We start from the raw sequence: 14,094 nt of genomic DNA on the forward strand, positions 1-14,094 counted from the left end.
TGCATTTCAAATCAGCCCTTCAGGCTCTCGGCCCAGGCAGCATACTTGGCTACCTTCTCATCGGCCTCCGCCTTGGTGGCGCCGTTGGCCAGGATATACACCTTGACCTTGGGCTCGGTGCCGGAGGGACGGACGATGAGGCTGGTGCCGTCGGCCATCTCGTAGCGCAGCACGTTGGAGCCGGAGAGCTCCATGGTGGTCTTGCTGCCGTCGGCCACGGTGACCACGGAGCCGTCCTTGTAGTCCTTCTGCTGGGTCACCGCCACGCCGGCGATCTCCACCGGGGGGTGCTCCCGCAGACCGGCCATCAGGTCGGCCATCTTCTTCAGACCGTCCAGACCGGGCATCACCAGGTTCAGGGTCTTTTCGCCGTAGAAGCCGTACTTCTCATAGCACTTCTGGAGGGCGTCGTACAAGGTCATGCCCTGACCGGCGTACCAGGCGGCCATCTCGGTGAGGGCCAGAGCGGCGGTGACGGCGTCCTTGTCCCGGACGTAGTCGCCCAGCATATAGCCGTAGCTCTCCTCGTAGGCGAAGATCACCTTGCCCTCGCCGGCGTTCTCCAGCTTGTCCTTCTTCTCGGCCAGGAACTTGAAGCCGGTAAAGGTGTCATAGCAGGCCAGACCGTTGGTCTCGGCCACCTTGCGGGCCATCTCGGTGGTGACGATGGTCTTGAGGGCCACCGGCTTGTCCGGCATCTTGCCGGTGCGCTGCTTGGCGCCGATCAGGTAGTCCAGCAGGAGCACGCCGGTCTGGTTGCCGGAGATGGTGATGTACTCGCCCTGGTCGTTGCGGACCATGATGCCCACGCGGTCGGCGTCGGGGTCGGAGCCCAGGATGAAATCGGCCCCTTCCTTCTTGGCCAGATCCACAGCCAGGTAGAAGCCCTCGGGATTCTCCGGGTTGGGGGAGACCACGGTGGGGAAGTTGCCGTCAATGACCATTTGCTCAGGGACACAGATGACGTGCTTCATGCCCAGACGCTTCAGAGCCTCGGGGATCAGCTTGTAGCCGGTGCCGTGGAAGGGGGTATACACCATCTTGAAGGTGTCGGCCACCTTCTCCACAGCGGCCTTGTCATTGACCTGACCCATCACGTTGGCCAGGAACTTCTCGTCGGTCTCCTCGCCCATCAGGGTGATGAGGCCGGCCTTCATAGCCTCGTCATAGTCCATACGCTGGATGGAGTCAAACAGATCCAGCTCCTCCATCTTGGCGGCAATGGCGGAGGCGTGGTGGGGGGGCAGCTGAGCGCCGTCCTGCCAGTAGACCTTGTAGCCGTTGTACTCCTTGGGGTTGTGGCTGGCGGTCACGTTGACGCCGGCGATGCAGTGGTACTCCCGGACGGCAAAGGACACCTCGGGGGTGGGACGCATGGCGTCGAACAGACGGACCTTGATGCCGTTGCCCGCCATGACACAGGCGGTCTCACGGGCGAAAGTCTCGGAGTTGTTGCGGCAGTCGTAGCACACGGCTACGCCCCGCTCCACCGCCTCGGGGCCCTCAGCCTTGATGACCTCGGCGAAAGCCTGGGTGGCGTGGCGGATGACGTGGATATTCATCTGATGCAGGCCCACGCACATAGTGCCGCGCAGACCGGCGGTACCAAACTCCAGAGGAGCAAAAAAGCGGCTTTCGATCTCCTTCTCGTCGCCGGAGATGGAACGCAGTTCCTCCTTCTCCGCCTCGCTGAGAGCGGGACTGTTCAGCCACTTTTCATATACATCACGATAAGCCATGGGAATTACCTCCAATACCTCAATTTCAGCAAAAGCACATCTCTGCGCTTGTGATTATAGCACAAACTGACCGGTATATCTACCCTGTTTTTTGGGAGTTTACGCCGTAAGCTGCAAAAAATTTCCTGCTCTTTACTTGTGGTACCCGGAGCCCTCCACGATCTTGAAGCAGCGGTAGATCTGCTCCAGCAGCATGACCCGGGCCAGGTGGTGGGGGAAGGTCATGGGGGACATGGACAGCCGCAGATCGGCCTTTTCTTTCAGGGAGGGGTGCATCCCGTAGGAGGAGCCGATGAGGAAGGTCAGGGTGTTTTTGCCCTGGCCCGTCCACCCCTCCAGACGGGCGGCCAGTTTCTCGCTGGAGAGAAGCTGGCCCTCCACGCACAGGGCTACCAGTGCCCCGCCCTTGGGCAGCTTGGTGGTCACCGCCGCCGCTTCCTTTTCCAGGGCGGCGTCGATCTGGGCCCGGGAGGGGTTCTGGGGCAGCCGCTCCTCGGGCAGTTCGGTGAGCTGGAGCTTGCAGTAGCCCCCCAGCCGCTTGACGTATTCCGCCGCCCCGTCTATGTAGAACTTTTCCTTTAGCTTGCCCACGCAGATGATATGGATGGAACTTCCTTTCATACGGTGTACCTCCGTCCCGGCTCACTGCGGGGAGCCACATCCAGCAGTACGTCCTGGCCGGGCACCGCCCCCATGCGGGTGAGGGAAGCTCCCACCACCTGCCGGGCCCGCTCCGGGGTGTTGTTCTCGTGGGACAGGTGGGCCAGCACTACGGCGGAGGTGCCTGCCGATACAGCGGAGCACACCAGGGCAGCCCCAGCCTCGTTGGACAGGTGGCCCCGGTCGCCCAGGATGCGGTCCTTGAGGAAGTAGGGGTAGGGGCCGGAGCGCAGCCACTCCACATCGTGGTTGGCCTCGGCCACCAGCAGATTGGCGCCCCGGATGCCCGCCTCCACCGCCGCTGTTACATGGCCCAGGTCGGTGACCACCGCCGCCTTCCGCCCGCCGGCGGAGAGGGCGTAGCCGGTGCTCTCGGCGGCGTCGTGGGGGGTGGGGAAGGTCTCAATGTCGATGGAGCCGATGGAGAAGCACTCCCCCGGCGTGAAGGAGTGGAGGACCTCCTCTAGAAAGGCGATGCGGTAGCACAGCTGCCGCCCGGTGCCCCGGCTGGCGTATACCGGTACTTTCCGCTGTTTGGTCAGGGTGGTGAGACCGGAGATATGGTCGGTGTGCTCATGGGTGATGAGTACGGCGGACAGGCTGGCGGGGTCGACGCCCAGCCCCTTCAGGGCGGTGGTGATCCGGCGGCAGGAGATGCCGGCGTCCACCAGGATATGGGTGGCGCCGTCACTGACCAGCAGGCTGTTGCCGCTGGAGCTGCTGGCCAGGGTACACAGTTGAAGCACAAAATCGCTCCTTTCCAGAAAAAACAGGCGGGGGAGTTCCCCCGCCTGCATAAGATTTATGTTGATTATCCAACCTGGGCCTGTTTGTCCTCGTCGGGGGTGACCACCACACGGATGTCGGCGCCCACGCCGGACAGCTTGCGGACGATGTCCTCATAGCCACGCTCGATGTGGTGGATGTGGCCGATCTCTGTGGTGCCCTGGGCGGCCAGTCCGGCAATAACCATGGCCGCGCCTGCCCGCAGGTCACAGGCCTGGATGCGGGCGCCGGTAAACTTCTCCACGCCCTCAATGACGGCAATCTTGCCGTCCACCTGGATCTGAGCTCCCATGCGGCGGAACTCGTCCACATAACGGAACCGGTTGTCCCACACGCCCTCGGTGATGACGCTGGTGCCCTCAGCCAGACAGAGGACAGCGGCGATCTGGGGCTGCATATCGGTGGGGAAGCCGGGGTAAGGCAGGGTCTTGACGTTGGTACGGGTCAGCTTGCCGGTGCGGCGCACCAGCACGGCGTCGTCCCGCTCCTCCACGTCCACGCCCATCTCCAGCAGCTTGGCGGTGATGCACTCCAGGTGCTTGGGGATCACGTTCTTGATGAGCACTTCGCCGCCGGTGGCAGCCACGGCGGTCATATAGGTGCCCGCCTCGATCTGATCGGGAATGATGGAGTAGGTGCCGCCGGTCAGCCGCTCCACGCCCCGGATCTTGATGACGTCGGTGCCGGCGCCCATGATCTCGGCGCCCATGGAGTTGAGGAAGTTGGCCAGGTCCACAATGTGGGGCTCCTTGGCGGCATTTTCAATGATGGTCATGCCGTCGGCCAGCACGGCGGCCAGCATGATATTCATGGTGGCGCCCACGGAGACGATGTCCAGATAGATCTGGGTGCCCATCATCCGGCCATTGGAAGCCTTGGCATGGATGTAGCCGCCCCGGACGTCCACGTTGGCCCCCATGGCCACAAAACCCTTGATGTGCTGGTCGATGGGCCGGCCGCCGAAATCACAGCCGCCGGGCGGGGGTACCTCCGCGGAGCCAAAGCGGCCCAGCAGAGCGCCGATCAGGTAGTAGGAGGCCCGGATCTTGCGGGCCAGCTCCTCAGGTACCCGGGCATTGCGGATGTGGGAGCAGTCCACGTCCACGGTGGTACGGTTGACCGTACGCACGTCGGCGCCCAGTTCCTGCAAAATGTTGAGCAGCAGCGTTACATCGCTGATCTGAGGCAGATTTTCAATGCGGCATACCCCGTCCACCAACAGGGCGGCGGGGATGATGGCAACAGCGGCGTTTTTTGCGCCGCTGATGTCGATCTCACCAAAAAGCGGTTTCCCGCCGTGAATCACATACTTTGTCAAAATGCAACCCTCTATTCCTTCCGCCGGGGAACACACCCACGCCGGCGGCATCCAAGGCCGGATCAGACCGGCACCATAAAGCATCTGCAAACGCCTGCCTGCGGCAGAGCGCTCCAATACGTATACATTATAACATAACCTGCCATAAAATCAAAGACATTTCTTTAATGCCTCTGTGACAGGGATGTTTTGATCATAATTTACCCTGCTATGCGGGAAATATACCAATGAGTCAGACAAAACGGACGCAGAATCCGGAAAAAAGATCCGTACTGCCCGGCGCATTGGGTCCGGAATATTATACCCTATGGGACTGCTTCTGTCTTTCTGAAAAATGCACAAAAAAAGCCACGGGAAGCTATGAATTTCGCAGCCTCCCGTGGAAGAATATGGATGACATTCTTTATTTGCTCTGTTTATCCCGTACCAGGATGTGGGTCACGTTGGGCTGGCTGGTGGGACGCACATCCACCTCAAAGCGGGAGAGGGATTTGACCAGCTTGGACAGCTTGGAAAAACCGAAGTTCCGGGGGTCAAAGTCGGGCTGCTTTTTCACCAGCAGATTGCCCAGCTCGCCCAGAGCGGCATAGCCGTCCTCATCGGCAATGGTGTCCACCGACTCGGCAATGAGCTTGACCACCGCCTGGGGGACCTTGTGCTCCGCTTCCTGAGGCTGTGCGGGAGCCTCCTTCTTTTTCTGGGGCTTCTGGGCCTTGGGTTTTTCTTCCTCCGCCCTGGCCTGTTCCGCTGCCGCCCGGATGACCTCAATGTAAACAAATTTATCGCAGGCCACAATAAAGGGATTGGGGGTTTTCCGCTCTCCCATACCGTAGACCTTTTTGCCAGCCTCCCGCAGCCGGACAGCCAGACGGGTGAAATCGCTGTCGCTGCTCACCAGCACGAAGCCGTCCACCTGGCCGGTGTAGAGGATGTCCATGGCATCGATGATCATAGCCGAGTCGGTGGCATTCTTGCCGGTGGTATAGCTGTACTGCTGGATGGGGGTGATGGCGTTCTCCAGCAGAGGGCCCTTCCAGGAGGCCAGGTTGGGGGTGGTCCAGTCTCCGTAGATCCGCTTGATGGTGGGAGTGCCGTATACTGCCACCTCCGCCATAATGTCCCCAAGGGCCGAGCGGGGGGCGTTGTCCGCGTCAATGAGCACCGCCAAACGCAGGTCGGTCTGTTCTGACATAGTTGTCCTCCTTGCTGTGAATCTTACACGGTCCACTCCGGCTGCCCCCTATGGCGCTGGAAACCGGGTGGAGGAAAGAACAAGATTATCATACACCATATGCCTCCGTTGGAAAAGGTGCAGAATCAAGAATATTAGATAGAAATATTATACAGATTAGAGTATGTAAGGAAGGAAAATGATTGAAATTGAAGGAAAAAGAAAAAATTTGAGCAATTTTTCGCGCAATCCTCTTGACTTTTTCAGAGACGGAACTATAATGTAGTCGCTTCAGGCGGAAGCGGTGTGTTGTGTGACATCGCTCCGCCTGCAATGCTTTCCCCTTGCGGCAGGGGGCGCGCGGCTCTGCCCGGAGGCAATTTGAGGAGGGTTCTTATGGTTACGTTCTTTGTTTGCCTGATTTTGCTGATTGTAGGCTTTTTTACCTACAGCAAGCTGGTGGAGAAGATTTTCCGAATTGATGACCGCCCCACCCCCGCTGTGGCCCACCCCGACGGTGTGGACTACGTCCCTATGAAAACCTGGCGTATTTTCCTGGTCCAGCTGCTGAATATTGCCGGCCTGGGTCCCATCTACGGCGCTCTGTCCGGCGCCTGCTGGGGTCCCTCGGTATATCTGTGGATCGTCTTTGGTACCATCCTGGGCGGCGGTGTGCATGACTTCCTGTCCGGCATGATGAGTGAGCGCAACGACGGCAAGTCCATTTCCGAAGTGGTTGGCCTGTACATGGGCAAGGTCATCACCTTTATCATGCGCGTGTTCTCCGTGGTGCTGCTGGTCATGGTGGGCGTCAACTTCTCCGTGGGCCCTGCCGGCCTGCTGGCTCAGCTGACCCCTGACTACCTGTCCACCATGTTTTGGCTGGTGGTCATCATGGTGTACTACCTGCTTGCCACCTTCCTGCCCATTGACAAGATTATCGGCAAGCTCTATCCCGTATTCGGTATCTGCCTGATCGTCATGGCTCTGGGCATCGGCGGCGGTATCCTGGTCCAGATGGGCGGGGATATGCCGGAGCTGTCCATTGCCAGCCTGACCACCGCTCATCCCGGCGGACTGCCCAAGTGGGCTATGATGTTTGTGACTGTGGCCTGCGGCGCCATCTCCGGCTTCCATGCCACCCAGTCCCCCATGATGGCCCGCTGCATCACCAGCGAGAAGCAGGGCCGCACCATCTTCTACGGCGCCATGGTGGCCGAGGGCATCATCGCCCTGATCTGGGCTGCCGCCGGCGTTACCTATTACACCAATCACGGCTCTCTGCTGGACGGCATGACTGGCCTGACCAACGCCATCGCTGCTGGTGGCTCCGGCGGTGTGGTCTTTGAGATCTCCACCGGCCTGCTGGGCACCGTGGGCGGCATCCTGGCCATGATCGGCGTGATCGCCTGCCCCATCACCTCCGGCGACACCGCTTATCGTGCTGCTCGTCTGACCATCGCCGACTGGTTCCACATCGACCAGTCCAAGGTGGGTCCCCGTGCCGCCCTGTCCGTCCCGCTGCTGGGTGTGGGCGCCGTTATCGCCCTGGCGCTGCCCTGGGACGTGCTGTGGCGCTACTTCTCCTGGGCCAACCAGACCCTGGCTATGATCGTGCTGTGGACCGGCGCTGTGTTCCTGCACAGATACGGTTATCCGCCCAAGGCCTGCTTCATTGCGGCTCTGCCCGCCACCTTTATGTCCGCGGTGTCTGTGACCTACTTCATCCAGGCCCCCGAGTGCCTGAACCTGTCTACCGCCATCGCGTACCCGGTGGGTATCGTGGTAGCCGTGGTGTTCCTGGGCATCTTCATCTGGCGTACTCTGATTGTGGGTAAGGACGACGTGAGCACCGTTGCCGCCCATTGAGTTCTTCCTGTATAATAAAGATCCGGAGGGATTTTCCTCCGGATCTTTTTTTGCATTCTTTGCAGCAAAACAACACCTGAAAACGTATATAGGGTGAAAGGGGGAGAGAGAATGGACCCCAACCGGTTGGAAACGCTGATTCATACCCATGAGAATACCCTGTACCGGGCTGCCTTGGCCATTCTTGGGGATGCCCATGAGGCGGAGGACGCGGTGCAGGACGCCTTCCTGCGCTGCCTGGAGAAGGGGCCGGAGTTTGAAAGCCCCGCCCACGAGAAGGCCTGGCTGCTGCGGGTCACCGTCAACGGCTGCAAAAGCCGCCTGCGGTCACCCTGGCGGCGGCGCACCGCTCCGCTGCTGGACACCTACCCCGCGGCCGGACCGGAGGAGCAGAGCCTGATGGAGGCCATCGGGGCCCTGCCTGCCAGGGACCGGGCGGTGCTCCACCTCTATTATTATGAGGGATATCAGACCGCAGAAATCGCCGAAATGACCGGCTGGCGGGAGGGTACCGTTCGCTCCCGGCTCACCCGGGCCAGGGCAAAGCTGGGGGACCTGCTGAAAGGAGAAATGCAATGAACCGATATCGTAATTATATGGATCGCATCTCCGCTCCGGAATCCCTGGCGGACCGGGTGTTGGAGGGAAAGCGGCCCCGTCGGGCCCGTCCCGCTTTGGCGGCGGGCGTTCTGGCGGCCTGCTGTCTGGTGGCGGCGGCAGGCGGCTGGCAGCTGTGGCAGGGGAGAAGTCTGGCCGGGCCGGACCCCACGGCGGGGGTGGCGGCCACGCCTGCCGTGACACAGACCATCCCGGAGCGGGGCTATGCCCTGGTGGTGGAGGATGCCTTCGGAGGACAGCCCCACAGCTTCCCCAATGTACCCGGGTATGATTACCATTACCCCGACTGTACCGGCTCGGACGTCGTGATAGGCGACTACGCCTATCCGGAGGGGTGGTTCATGGAGCTGTTGTCCGCCCAGGAGATCATCAACGTGCTGGGGGGCACCGACCAGGTACCCTGGACATTGGACTGGACCGGCTTCGGCCTGGATGGTACGGTGATCTACGATGGGGAGGGCCAGCCCTGGCGGATTGACATCAGCGGCCAGCGGGGGGAGGACACCCTGCGCCTGGAGCTGTGGCCCGGCCGGGAACCCTTCCGTGACCTGGTCTATGACGATGCCAGCGTGGAGACTGTGGACGGAATGAAGGTGACCACCTATTCCCTCTATTATGACCGGGATGGGGACGACACCAAGGAATACACCTACCATGCCGATTATTTTGACGGCGCCATAGGGGTGAACTTTACCTGTACCAGCAAAGACGAGGGGATCGCCGCCTGGCTGACCAATCTGGTGGTGGGTCACAAGGGATTTACCGCCGACGGCCTGACTACCCCCGCCGGCGGGCAGCATATGGACCTGGGTACCGCCCGACTCTACGGCAGCGGGGAGCTGACCCTGGGCGAGGCCTATCAGCAGGAGCTGGCCGCTTATCTGCCGGACTGGAAGGCCCTGCCCGACGGCTTTACCTTTGAAAGCGCCCACTGGCATTTCGACGAGGTGGAGGACAGTTTGAGCATCCTGTGGTGCCGGGGATATGACACTGTGAGCGTGAAGGCAGCCCTGCTGCTGGACTCCAACATCGGTGAGCAGCTGGACACGGACGTGCTGCCGGACGAGATCACGCCCCAGGCAATGGAGCAGCGGTTCGGCCGCTATGTGGACGACGACCTGGGCGATACCCCGGGCTGGCGATACGAATCCTTCACTGTTCACTATTTCCGCAACGGGGAACCCACGGTGGCTGTCACCTATAGTATCAAGGGCCTGGACCCGGAGCAGGCCGCCGCCTTTGTGAACAGCTGCCAGGGAGAATGGAGCCTGGATTAAGATCTGGAGAAAAGAAGCGCCTGCCGCTGCCGCGGCAGGCGCTGTTCTGTTTACGGAAGCACGATGGTGTCCTCCTCCGTGATCCCGGACAGGATCTCCACATAGTCGCTGCCCCAGAGACCGGTCTCCACGGTGACGGTCTCGGTCTTGCCTTTGCGCAGCACCTGGACGGTGTCGCCGTCCACCGCCTTGACGGGCACACGGAGGCAATTCTCCTTCCCCTCGGTGAGAATGGACACCGACACGTTCATGCCGTCCCGCAGGCCGTCGGTGTTGTCCAGGGCGATCTCCACGGTGTAGTCGGTGACGCCGCCGGAGGTGACGCCGGTGTCCTCCACCCGCCGCACCGAGCCGGTGTAGGTGCGCTGCTCCCCGGTGTCGGTGGTGAAGGTGATGGATACGCTCTGGCCGGTACCCACCCGGTCGATGTACTGCTCGTCAATACTGGCGTGGACGCACAGGGCTTCAGGCTGGGCCAGCACCGCCATGGGGCTGCCGGCGGAGGCCAGATCCCCTTCCTTGAAAGTGCGGGAGAGGATGACCCCGTCCGCCGGAGCGGTGATGGTGTAGTCCTCCCGCTGGTCCATGAGCTGGGAGAGGGAGGTCTGGGCGGAGCGGACCTGGAGAGAGGCGTTGGTCACCGCGTTGGTGAGACTGTCGTTTTTCAGGGTGAGAATGGTCTGGCCGGCGGTGACGCTCTCCCCCTCCTGGATGGACAGGGTAAGCACCTGGCCGGACTGGGCAGAGTAGATGGCCTGCTCGGTGGCGTAGGCGATGGTTCCCGCCTCCATGCACTGTACGCCATTGACCGACGCCATGGCGGAGGCGCCGCTGGCCAGGGTGCCGGGATTGCGGAAGGAGAACTCCACGTTGACGCCGGTGCGGCTGCCGCTGAGGGCCACCGGCGTGTCATACACCCGCACCACCGTGCCGGTGAGGGTGTCCGCCATGCCGGGGAAGGAGATCACCGCGGCGCTGCCCGGGGTAAGGGCGGCGGCATCCTCCAGAGAGAAGGGGACGGTGAGCTTCAGATTGAGGCTGTCCACCACCTGGGCCACCGGTGTGCCGGCGGAGATCATATCGCCCACATGGACGTTCACCGCCGTCACCGAGCCGGAGGCGTGGGAGACCACCGTCAGGTCGGCGCAGGCGGCCTGGGCCTGGCTGAGGGATGCCTGGGCGCTGTCCACCGACAGCTGGGCCTGGACGATCTGATCCTCCAGGGCATCGGAGTCAATGGTGTACAGGGTCTGACCTGCCGTTACGGTGTCCCCCTCCTGGAAGGTACACTCCGTCACGGTACCGCTGACAGTGGGGACGATGGTATAGTTGTCGGCATAGGTCACAGTGCCGGTATCCTCCACCCGGTACTCCACCGGGCCGGTATCAGGCTGGACGGTGCGATACTCGTCCTGGCCGGAGCCGGAGCAGCCGCTTAGCAGAAGCAGGCCCAGCACAGACAGAAGAGCCGTGCCCCGCCGCCAATACACAACTTTCATAAGAAACACCCCCGTGTGCTATTCCACGCTTTTCAGTGCGCCCAGCATATCGATCTCCCGCATTTTTCGCCCGATGATCACATTGACGCCCAGGGCGAAGATCATGGTGACCGCGCATGACAGGCCGATGGCCATGGGGGTGATGATCACCTCCAGAGGCATGGCGGTGATGGAGAGGATCAGGAACCGATCCAGGGCAATGCCCAGAGGAATGCCGCACAGGATACCGGCCCCGGCGAAAATCAGGTTTTCGCTCAGCTGCAATTTCTTGATCTCTTTTTCGTAGAAGCCCAGAACCATCAGAGTGGCCAGGCTGCGGATCTGTTCATAGAAGCTCATGATGCCTAAGTTATAGATGACGATGCAGGCCAGCCCGCCGCCAAACAGAATGAGGATGTACACCACCATGGAGGTGTTGGTCATCTTCTCCACCGCGGCAGCAGTCACTGCCTCCCGGCTCTGCCAGCCGTCCACAAAGTCGTACCGGTCCAGTTCTGTTTCCAGTGCGGCGGCATCCTGGGTGGTGAGATAGGCGGTGGTGGGCGTATAGGACTTGCCCAGCTCCCGCCACAGACTGCGGCTGATATAGGCGCCGCTGACGCACCGGTTGATCTCTGCGACCCTTAACCTGTAGTAATGGTTGTCGCCGGTAAAACGAAGGGTAATGATATCGCCCTCCTCCACCCCCAGATCGTCAGCCAGCAGCTTTTCCAGCACAACCCCGTCCTCCGGCAGGGTGAGGGACCCGGTGGCATAGGGATCATACAGGTGAAGGGAGACGGTATCCTCGGTCACCGTCAAAGTGGAGGTGGTCCGCTGATCGTCGGTATACATCCAACAGGCGGTGGTCATCTCCAGTTCTGCCCCGGTGACGCCGGGGGCGTTGGTCAACCGGCTGTACTGGGCCTCGGTGACTGAGCTGTTCAGACTGGCCATTACGTCATACTTGTTTTGATTTTTGGCCAGGGCATCGGAGTAGGCATCCATGGAGTCCTTGATGGCAAAGGCCATGAACACCAGGGCCATGCAGAAGGCGATACCCACCACACAGGTGAGCATCCGCACCTTGTTGCGGAAGGTGTTGCGGATGATGTACTTGCTGTTAAAGCCCAGCCGCCGCCACAGAGGACCCACCCGTTCCAACAGAACGGTCTTGGCGTTTTTGGGGGGCTTGGGGCGCATACACTGGGCGGGACTTTCCTTTAACAGGGAGCGGGCCACCAGCCAGGCGCTGCCCAGGCAGCACAGGGCGGTAAGACCTGCCGCCTGGCCCCAGGCGGAGAAATCGTGGACAATGGTGTAGGGGGGCAGGTCGCAGCCGGTGGCAATGGTCCACACGATAAGCTGGGAGATGTATTTGCCCAGCAACGCGCCAATGGGAAAGCCCACGATGACCACCAATAGGGCGTGGAGCAGGTAGTAGATCATGATCGTGCGGTCATCATAGCCCAGCGCCTTGAAGGTACCAATGTCCATACGGGCATTTTCAATGAGTCGGTTCATGGTGCTCACCATCATCAGCACCGCGCACAGGAAAAACAGGGTGGGGAAGAAGGTGAGGATGGGTACCAGGTTGTCTTTGCCTTCCATCAGGGAGTAGGCGGGCTGGTTGTCCTTCAGCGCCAGGATGTTGACCACTTTGTTGCCCAGCGCATCATCGATGGCTTCCCGGATGGCAGAGGCGGGAATGTCATCGGCGGTGGTGATACAGATCTGGGTATATTGATTGGCTCCCATCACCCCGCTGAGGACCTCCTCGTCCACATAGGCGAAGGCGAAACGGGACAAGTCGGGGGAGGGATTGGTGGCGTTGATGTTGTAGAGGCATTCCGGGTCCTTGCCCACACCGCAGATCTGGAGCCGCAGGTGGATTCCAAGGCCGGTGAGGGTGATCTCGTACCAGTCACCCACCTCCAGACCGTGGGCGGCTGCGTACTGGTCGCTGAGGAAGATTTCCCGGCTGTTTTGGGGCAGGGAGCCTTCCACAATATAAGGAGTATTGATGGAAAAATTGGCCACACCGTAGAGGGTGAGGGTCAGATCGCTGTCATAGCGGTCCTCGGCATCCAGCACCACCCGGGGCTGCACACCGGTAATGCCCGCAATGGACGACAGATCCCGGCAGTCCCCCTGATCCAGGCCGGCACCGGAGATCCAGTAATCGGCCACATTTTGGGTGTCGTAGTAGTCGCCCATCAGCCGGTCTACATTGTAAATGATGCCGCTGAGGCCGGTATACACCACCACGGCGATCATGGTGATGATGCTCACCGAGATCAGCCGGGAGGCGGTGCGCCGCAGGTCGCGGAAAAAGTTTTTCCAGATCATGCTACCACTCCAGTTCCTGTACGGGCACCGGGTTGGGATTCTCTTCAAAGGATTCGATCTTGCCGCTCTTCATGCGGATCAGTACGTCGGCGGTAGGAGCCAGAGCGCCGTTGTGGGTGACCACTACCACCGTCTTTTTGCTCTGCTTGCACAGGTCGTACAGCAGGGCCAGGATGGATTTGCCTGTCACATAATCCAGGGCACCGGTGGGCTCGTCGCACAGCAGCACATCGGGATTTTTGGCCAGGGCACGGGCGATGGCGCCCCGCTGCTGCTCGCCGCCGGAGCACTGGGCGGGGAAATTCCGCCGCCGCTCGTCCAGACCCACCATACGCAGTACCTCCCGAGTGTCCAGAGGGTTGGGGCAGATCTGGCTGGCCAGTTCCACATTTTCCTCCACGGTCAGGTTAGGCATCAGGTTGTAGAACTGGAACACAAAGCCGATGCTCTCCCGGCGGTACTGGGTGAGCTGCTTCTTGTTGAACCCGGAGATCTCTTTCTCGTTGACAAAGACCTTGCCGCCGGTGGGGGAGTCCATGCCGCCCAAAATGTTGAGGACCGTGGATTTACCGGCGCCGCTAGCCCCCAGAATAATGGTGTATTTGCCCTCGGGGATGGTAAAGCTGATGTCGTCCACCGCTTTGATCACCGTTTTGCCCATGATATATTCCCGGGACACGTGCTCCAGCCGAACGCCTGCCATAGGGACGACACCTCCCTGAAATTGGTTAAAAAATACGGATATCGGTGGAATTAGAGAAATTATTTGTGCTATTATGCTATATTATAACACGGCATATTTGCTTTCTCAATCCCTGGGGGAAAGGCT

Annotated in this window: 11 protein-coding genes; 3 read left to right on the forward strand and 8 right to left on the reverse strand. The window is 60.8% G+C overall.

All coding sequences use genetic code 11. The features are described 5' to 3' along the window. Nucleotides 1-11: 11 nt before the first annotated feature. The 5 genes from B5E56_RS03810 to B5E56_RS03830 all read right to left on the reverse strand — a co-directional run bounded on the left by B5E56_RS03810 (nucleotide 12) and on the right by B5E56_RS03830 (nucleotide 5,695). The gene (locus tag B5E56_RS03810; protein ID WP_087388719.1) at nucleotides 12-1,739 is read right to left on the reverse strand and encodes a phospho-sugar mutase; all 1,728 of its coding nucleotides are present in this window, start codon (nucleotides 1,737-1,739) and stop codon (nucleotides 12-14) included. A gap of 132 nt (nucleotides 1,740-1,871) precedes the next feature. Further along, nucleotides 1,872-2,360 carry a 23S rRNA (pseudouridine(1915)-N(3))-methyltransferase RlmH gene (gene rlmH, locus B5E56_RS03815; protein ID WP_087388720.1) on the reverse strand — a complete coding sequence of 163 codons (489 nt, stop codon included), beginning with the start codon at nucleotides 2,358-2,360 and terminating at the stop codon, nucleotides 1,872-1,874. Next, on the reverse strand, nucleotides 2,357-3,145 hold the full coding sequence (locus B5E56_RS03820) for an MBL fold metallo-hydrolase (RefSeq protein WP_087388817.1): 789 nt from the start codon (nucleotides 3,143-3,145) through the stop codon (nucleotides 2,357-2,359). Before B5E56_RS03820 ends, rlmH begins: the two co-directional genes overlap by 4 nt. Nucleotides 3,146-3,210: 65 nt before the next feature. After that, nucleotides 3,211-4,503 (reverse strand): UDP-N-acetylglucosamine 1-carboxyvinyltransferase, encoded by a 1,293-nt coding sequence (locus B5E56_RS03825; protein ID WP_087388721.1) that lies wholly within the window; start codon nucleotides 4,501-4,503, stop codon nucleotides 3,211-3,213. A 403-nt stretch (nucleotides 4,504-4,906) separates the two neighbouring features. After that, nucleotides 4,907-5,695: an NYN domain-containing protein gene (locus tag B5E56_RS03830; RefSeq protein ID WP_087328542.1), complete on the reverse strand. Its 789-nt coding sequence runs from the start codon at nucleotides 5,693-5,695 to the stop codon at nucleotides 4,907-4,909. A 375-nt stretch (nucleotides 5,696-6,070) separates the two neighbouring features. Here B5E56_RS03830 and B5E56_RS03835 point away from each other — a divergent pair, with 375 nt between their 5' ends. From B5E56_RS03835 to B5E56_RS03845, 3 genes are all read left to right on the forward strand, one after another. Beyond that, nucleotides 6,071-7,543, forward strand: coding sequence for a carbon starvation CstA family protein (locus tag B5E56_RS03835; RefSeq protein ID WP_087388722.1), 1,473 nt, complete (start codon nucleotides 6,071-6,073; stop codon nucleotides 7,541-7,543). Nucleotides 7,544-7,654: 111 nt separating this feature from the next. Then, a complete protein-coding gene (locus B5E56_RS03840) occupies nucleotides 7,655-8,122 on the forward strand; it encodes an RNA polymerase sigma factor (RefSeq protein WP_087388723.1) in 468 nt (155 codons plus the stop codon). Beyond that, complete coding sequence (locus B5E56_RS03845; protein ID WP_087388724.1) at nucleotides 8,119-9,438, forward strand: hypothetical protein; 1,320 nt, start codon at nucleotides 8,119-8,121, stop codon at nucleotides 9,436-9,438. Before B5E56_RS03840 ends, B5E56_RS03845 begins: the two co-directional genes overlap by 4 nt. A gap of 50 nt (nucleotides 9,439-9,488) precedes the next feature. On the opposite strand, the gene B5E56_RS03850 is transcribed toward B5E56_RS03845, so the two are convergent. Genes B5E56_RS03850 through B5E56_RS03860 form a run of 3 tightly spaced genes read right to left on the reverse strand, consistent with a single transcriptional unit; the run spans nucleotide 9,489 to nucleotide 13,968 of the window. Next, nucleotides 9,489-10,937 (reverse strand): HlyD family efflux transporter periplasmic adaptor subunit, encoded by a 1,449-nt coding sequence (locus B5E56_RS03850; RefSeq protein ID WP_087388725.1) that lies wholly within the window; start codon nucleotides 10,935-10,937, stop codon nucleotides 9,489-9,491. An 18-nt stretch (nucleotides 10,938-10,955) separates the two neighbouring features. Beyond that, nucleotides 10,956-13,265 carry an ABC transporter permease gene (locus B5E56_RS03855; RefSeq protein ID WP_087388726.1) on the reverse strand — a complete coding sequence of 770 codons (2,310 nt, stop codon included), beginning with the start codon at nucleotides 13,263-13,265 and terminating at the stop codon, nucleotides 10,956-10,958. Nucleotide 13,266: 1 nt separating this feature from the next. Next, entirely contained in the window at nucleotides 13,267-13,968 is a 702-nt protein-coding gene (locus tag B5E56_RS03860) for an ABC transporter ATP-binding protein (RefSeq protein WP_087188845.1), read from the reverse strand. Nucleotides 13,969-14,094: the final 126 nt, after the last annotated feature.

Source organism: Flavonifractor sp. An112 (assembly GCF_002161085.1).
In the GTDB taxonomy this organism is placed as follows: Bacteria; Bacillota; Clostridia; order Oscillospirales; family Oscillospiraceae; genus Flavonifractor; species Flavonifractor avicola.

Bases quoted from the DNA above. Each gene is read 5' to 3' on its own strand.
- B5E56_RS03810 (WP_087388719.1), bottom strand. From the start codon at position 1,739: ATGGCTTATCGTGATGTATATGAAAAGTGGCTGAACAGTCCCGCTCTC.
- rlmH (WP_087388720.1), bottom strand. From the start codon at position 2,360: ATGAAAGGAAGTTCCATCCATATCATCTGCGTGGGCAAGCTAAAGGAA.
- B5E56_RS03830 (WP_087328542.1), bottom strand. From the start codon at position 5,695: ATGTCAGAACAGACCGACCTGCGTTTGGCGGTGCTCATTGACGCGGAC.
- B5E56_RS03835 (WP_087388722.1), top strand. From the start codon at position 6,071: ATGGTTACGTTCTTTGTTTGCCTGATTTTGCTGATTGTAGGCTTTTTT.
- B5E56_RS03840 (WP_087388723.1), top strand. From the start codon at position 7,655: ATGGACCCCAACCGGTTGGAAACGCTGATTCATACCCATGAGAATACC.
- B5E56_RS03845 (WP_087388724.1), top strand. From the start codon at position 8,119: ATGAACCGATATCGTAATTATATGGATCGCATCTCCGCTCCGGAATCC.
- B5E56_RS03850 (WP_087388725.1), bottom strand. From the start codon at position 10,937: ATGAAAGTTGTGTATTGGCGGCGGGGCACGGCTCTTCTGTCTGTGCTG.
- B5E56_RS03855 (WP_087388726.1), bottom strand. From the start codon at position 13,265: ATGATCTGGAAAAACTTTTTCCGCGACCTGCGGCGCACCGCCTCCCGG.
- B5E56_RS03860 (WP_087188845.1), bottom strand. From the start codon at position 13,968: ATGGCAGGCGTTCGGCTGGAGCACGTGTCCCGGGAATATATCATGGGC.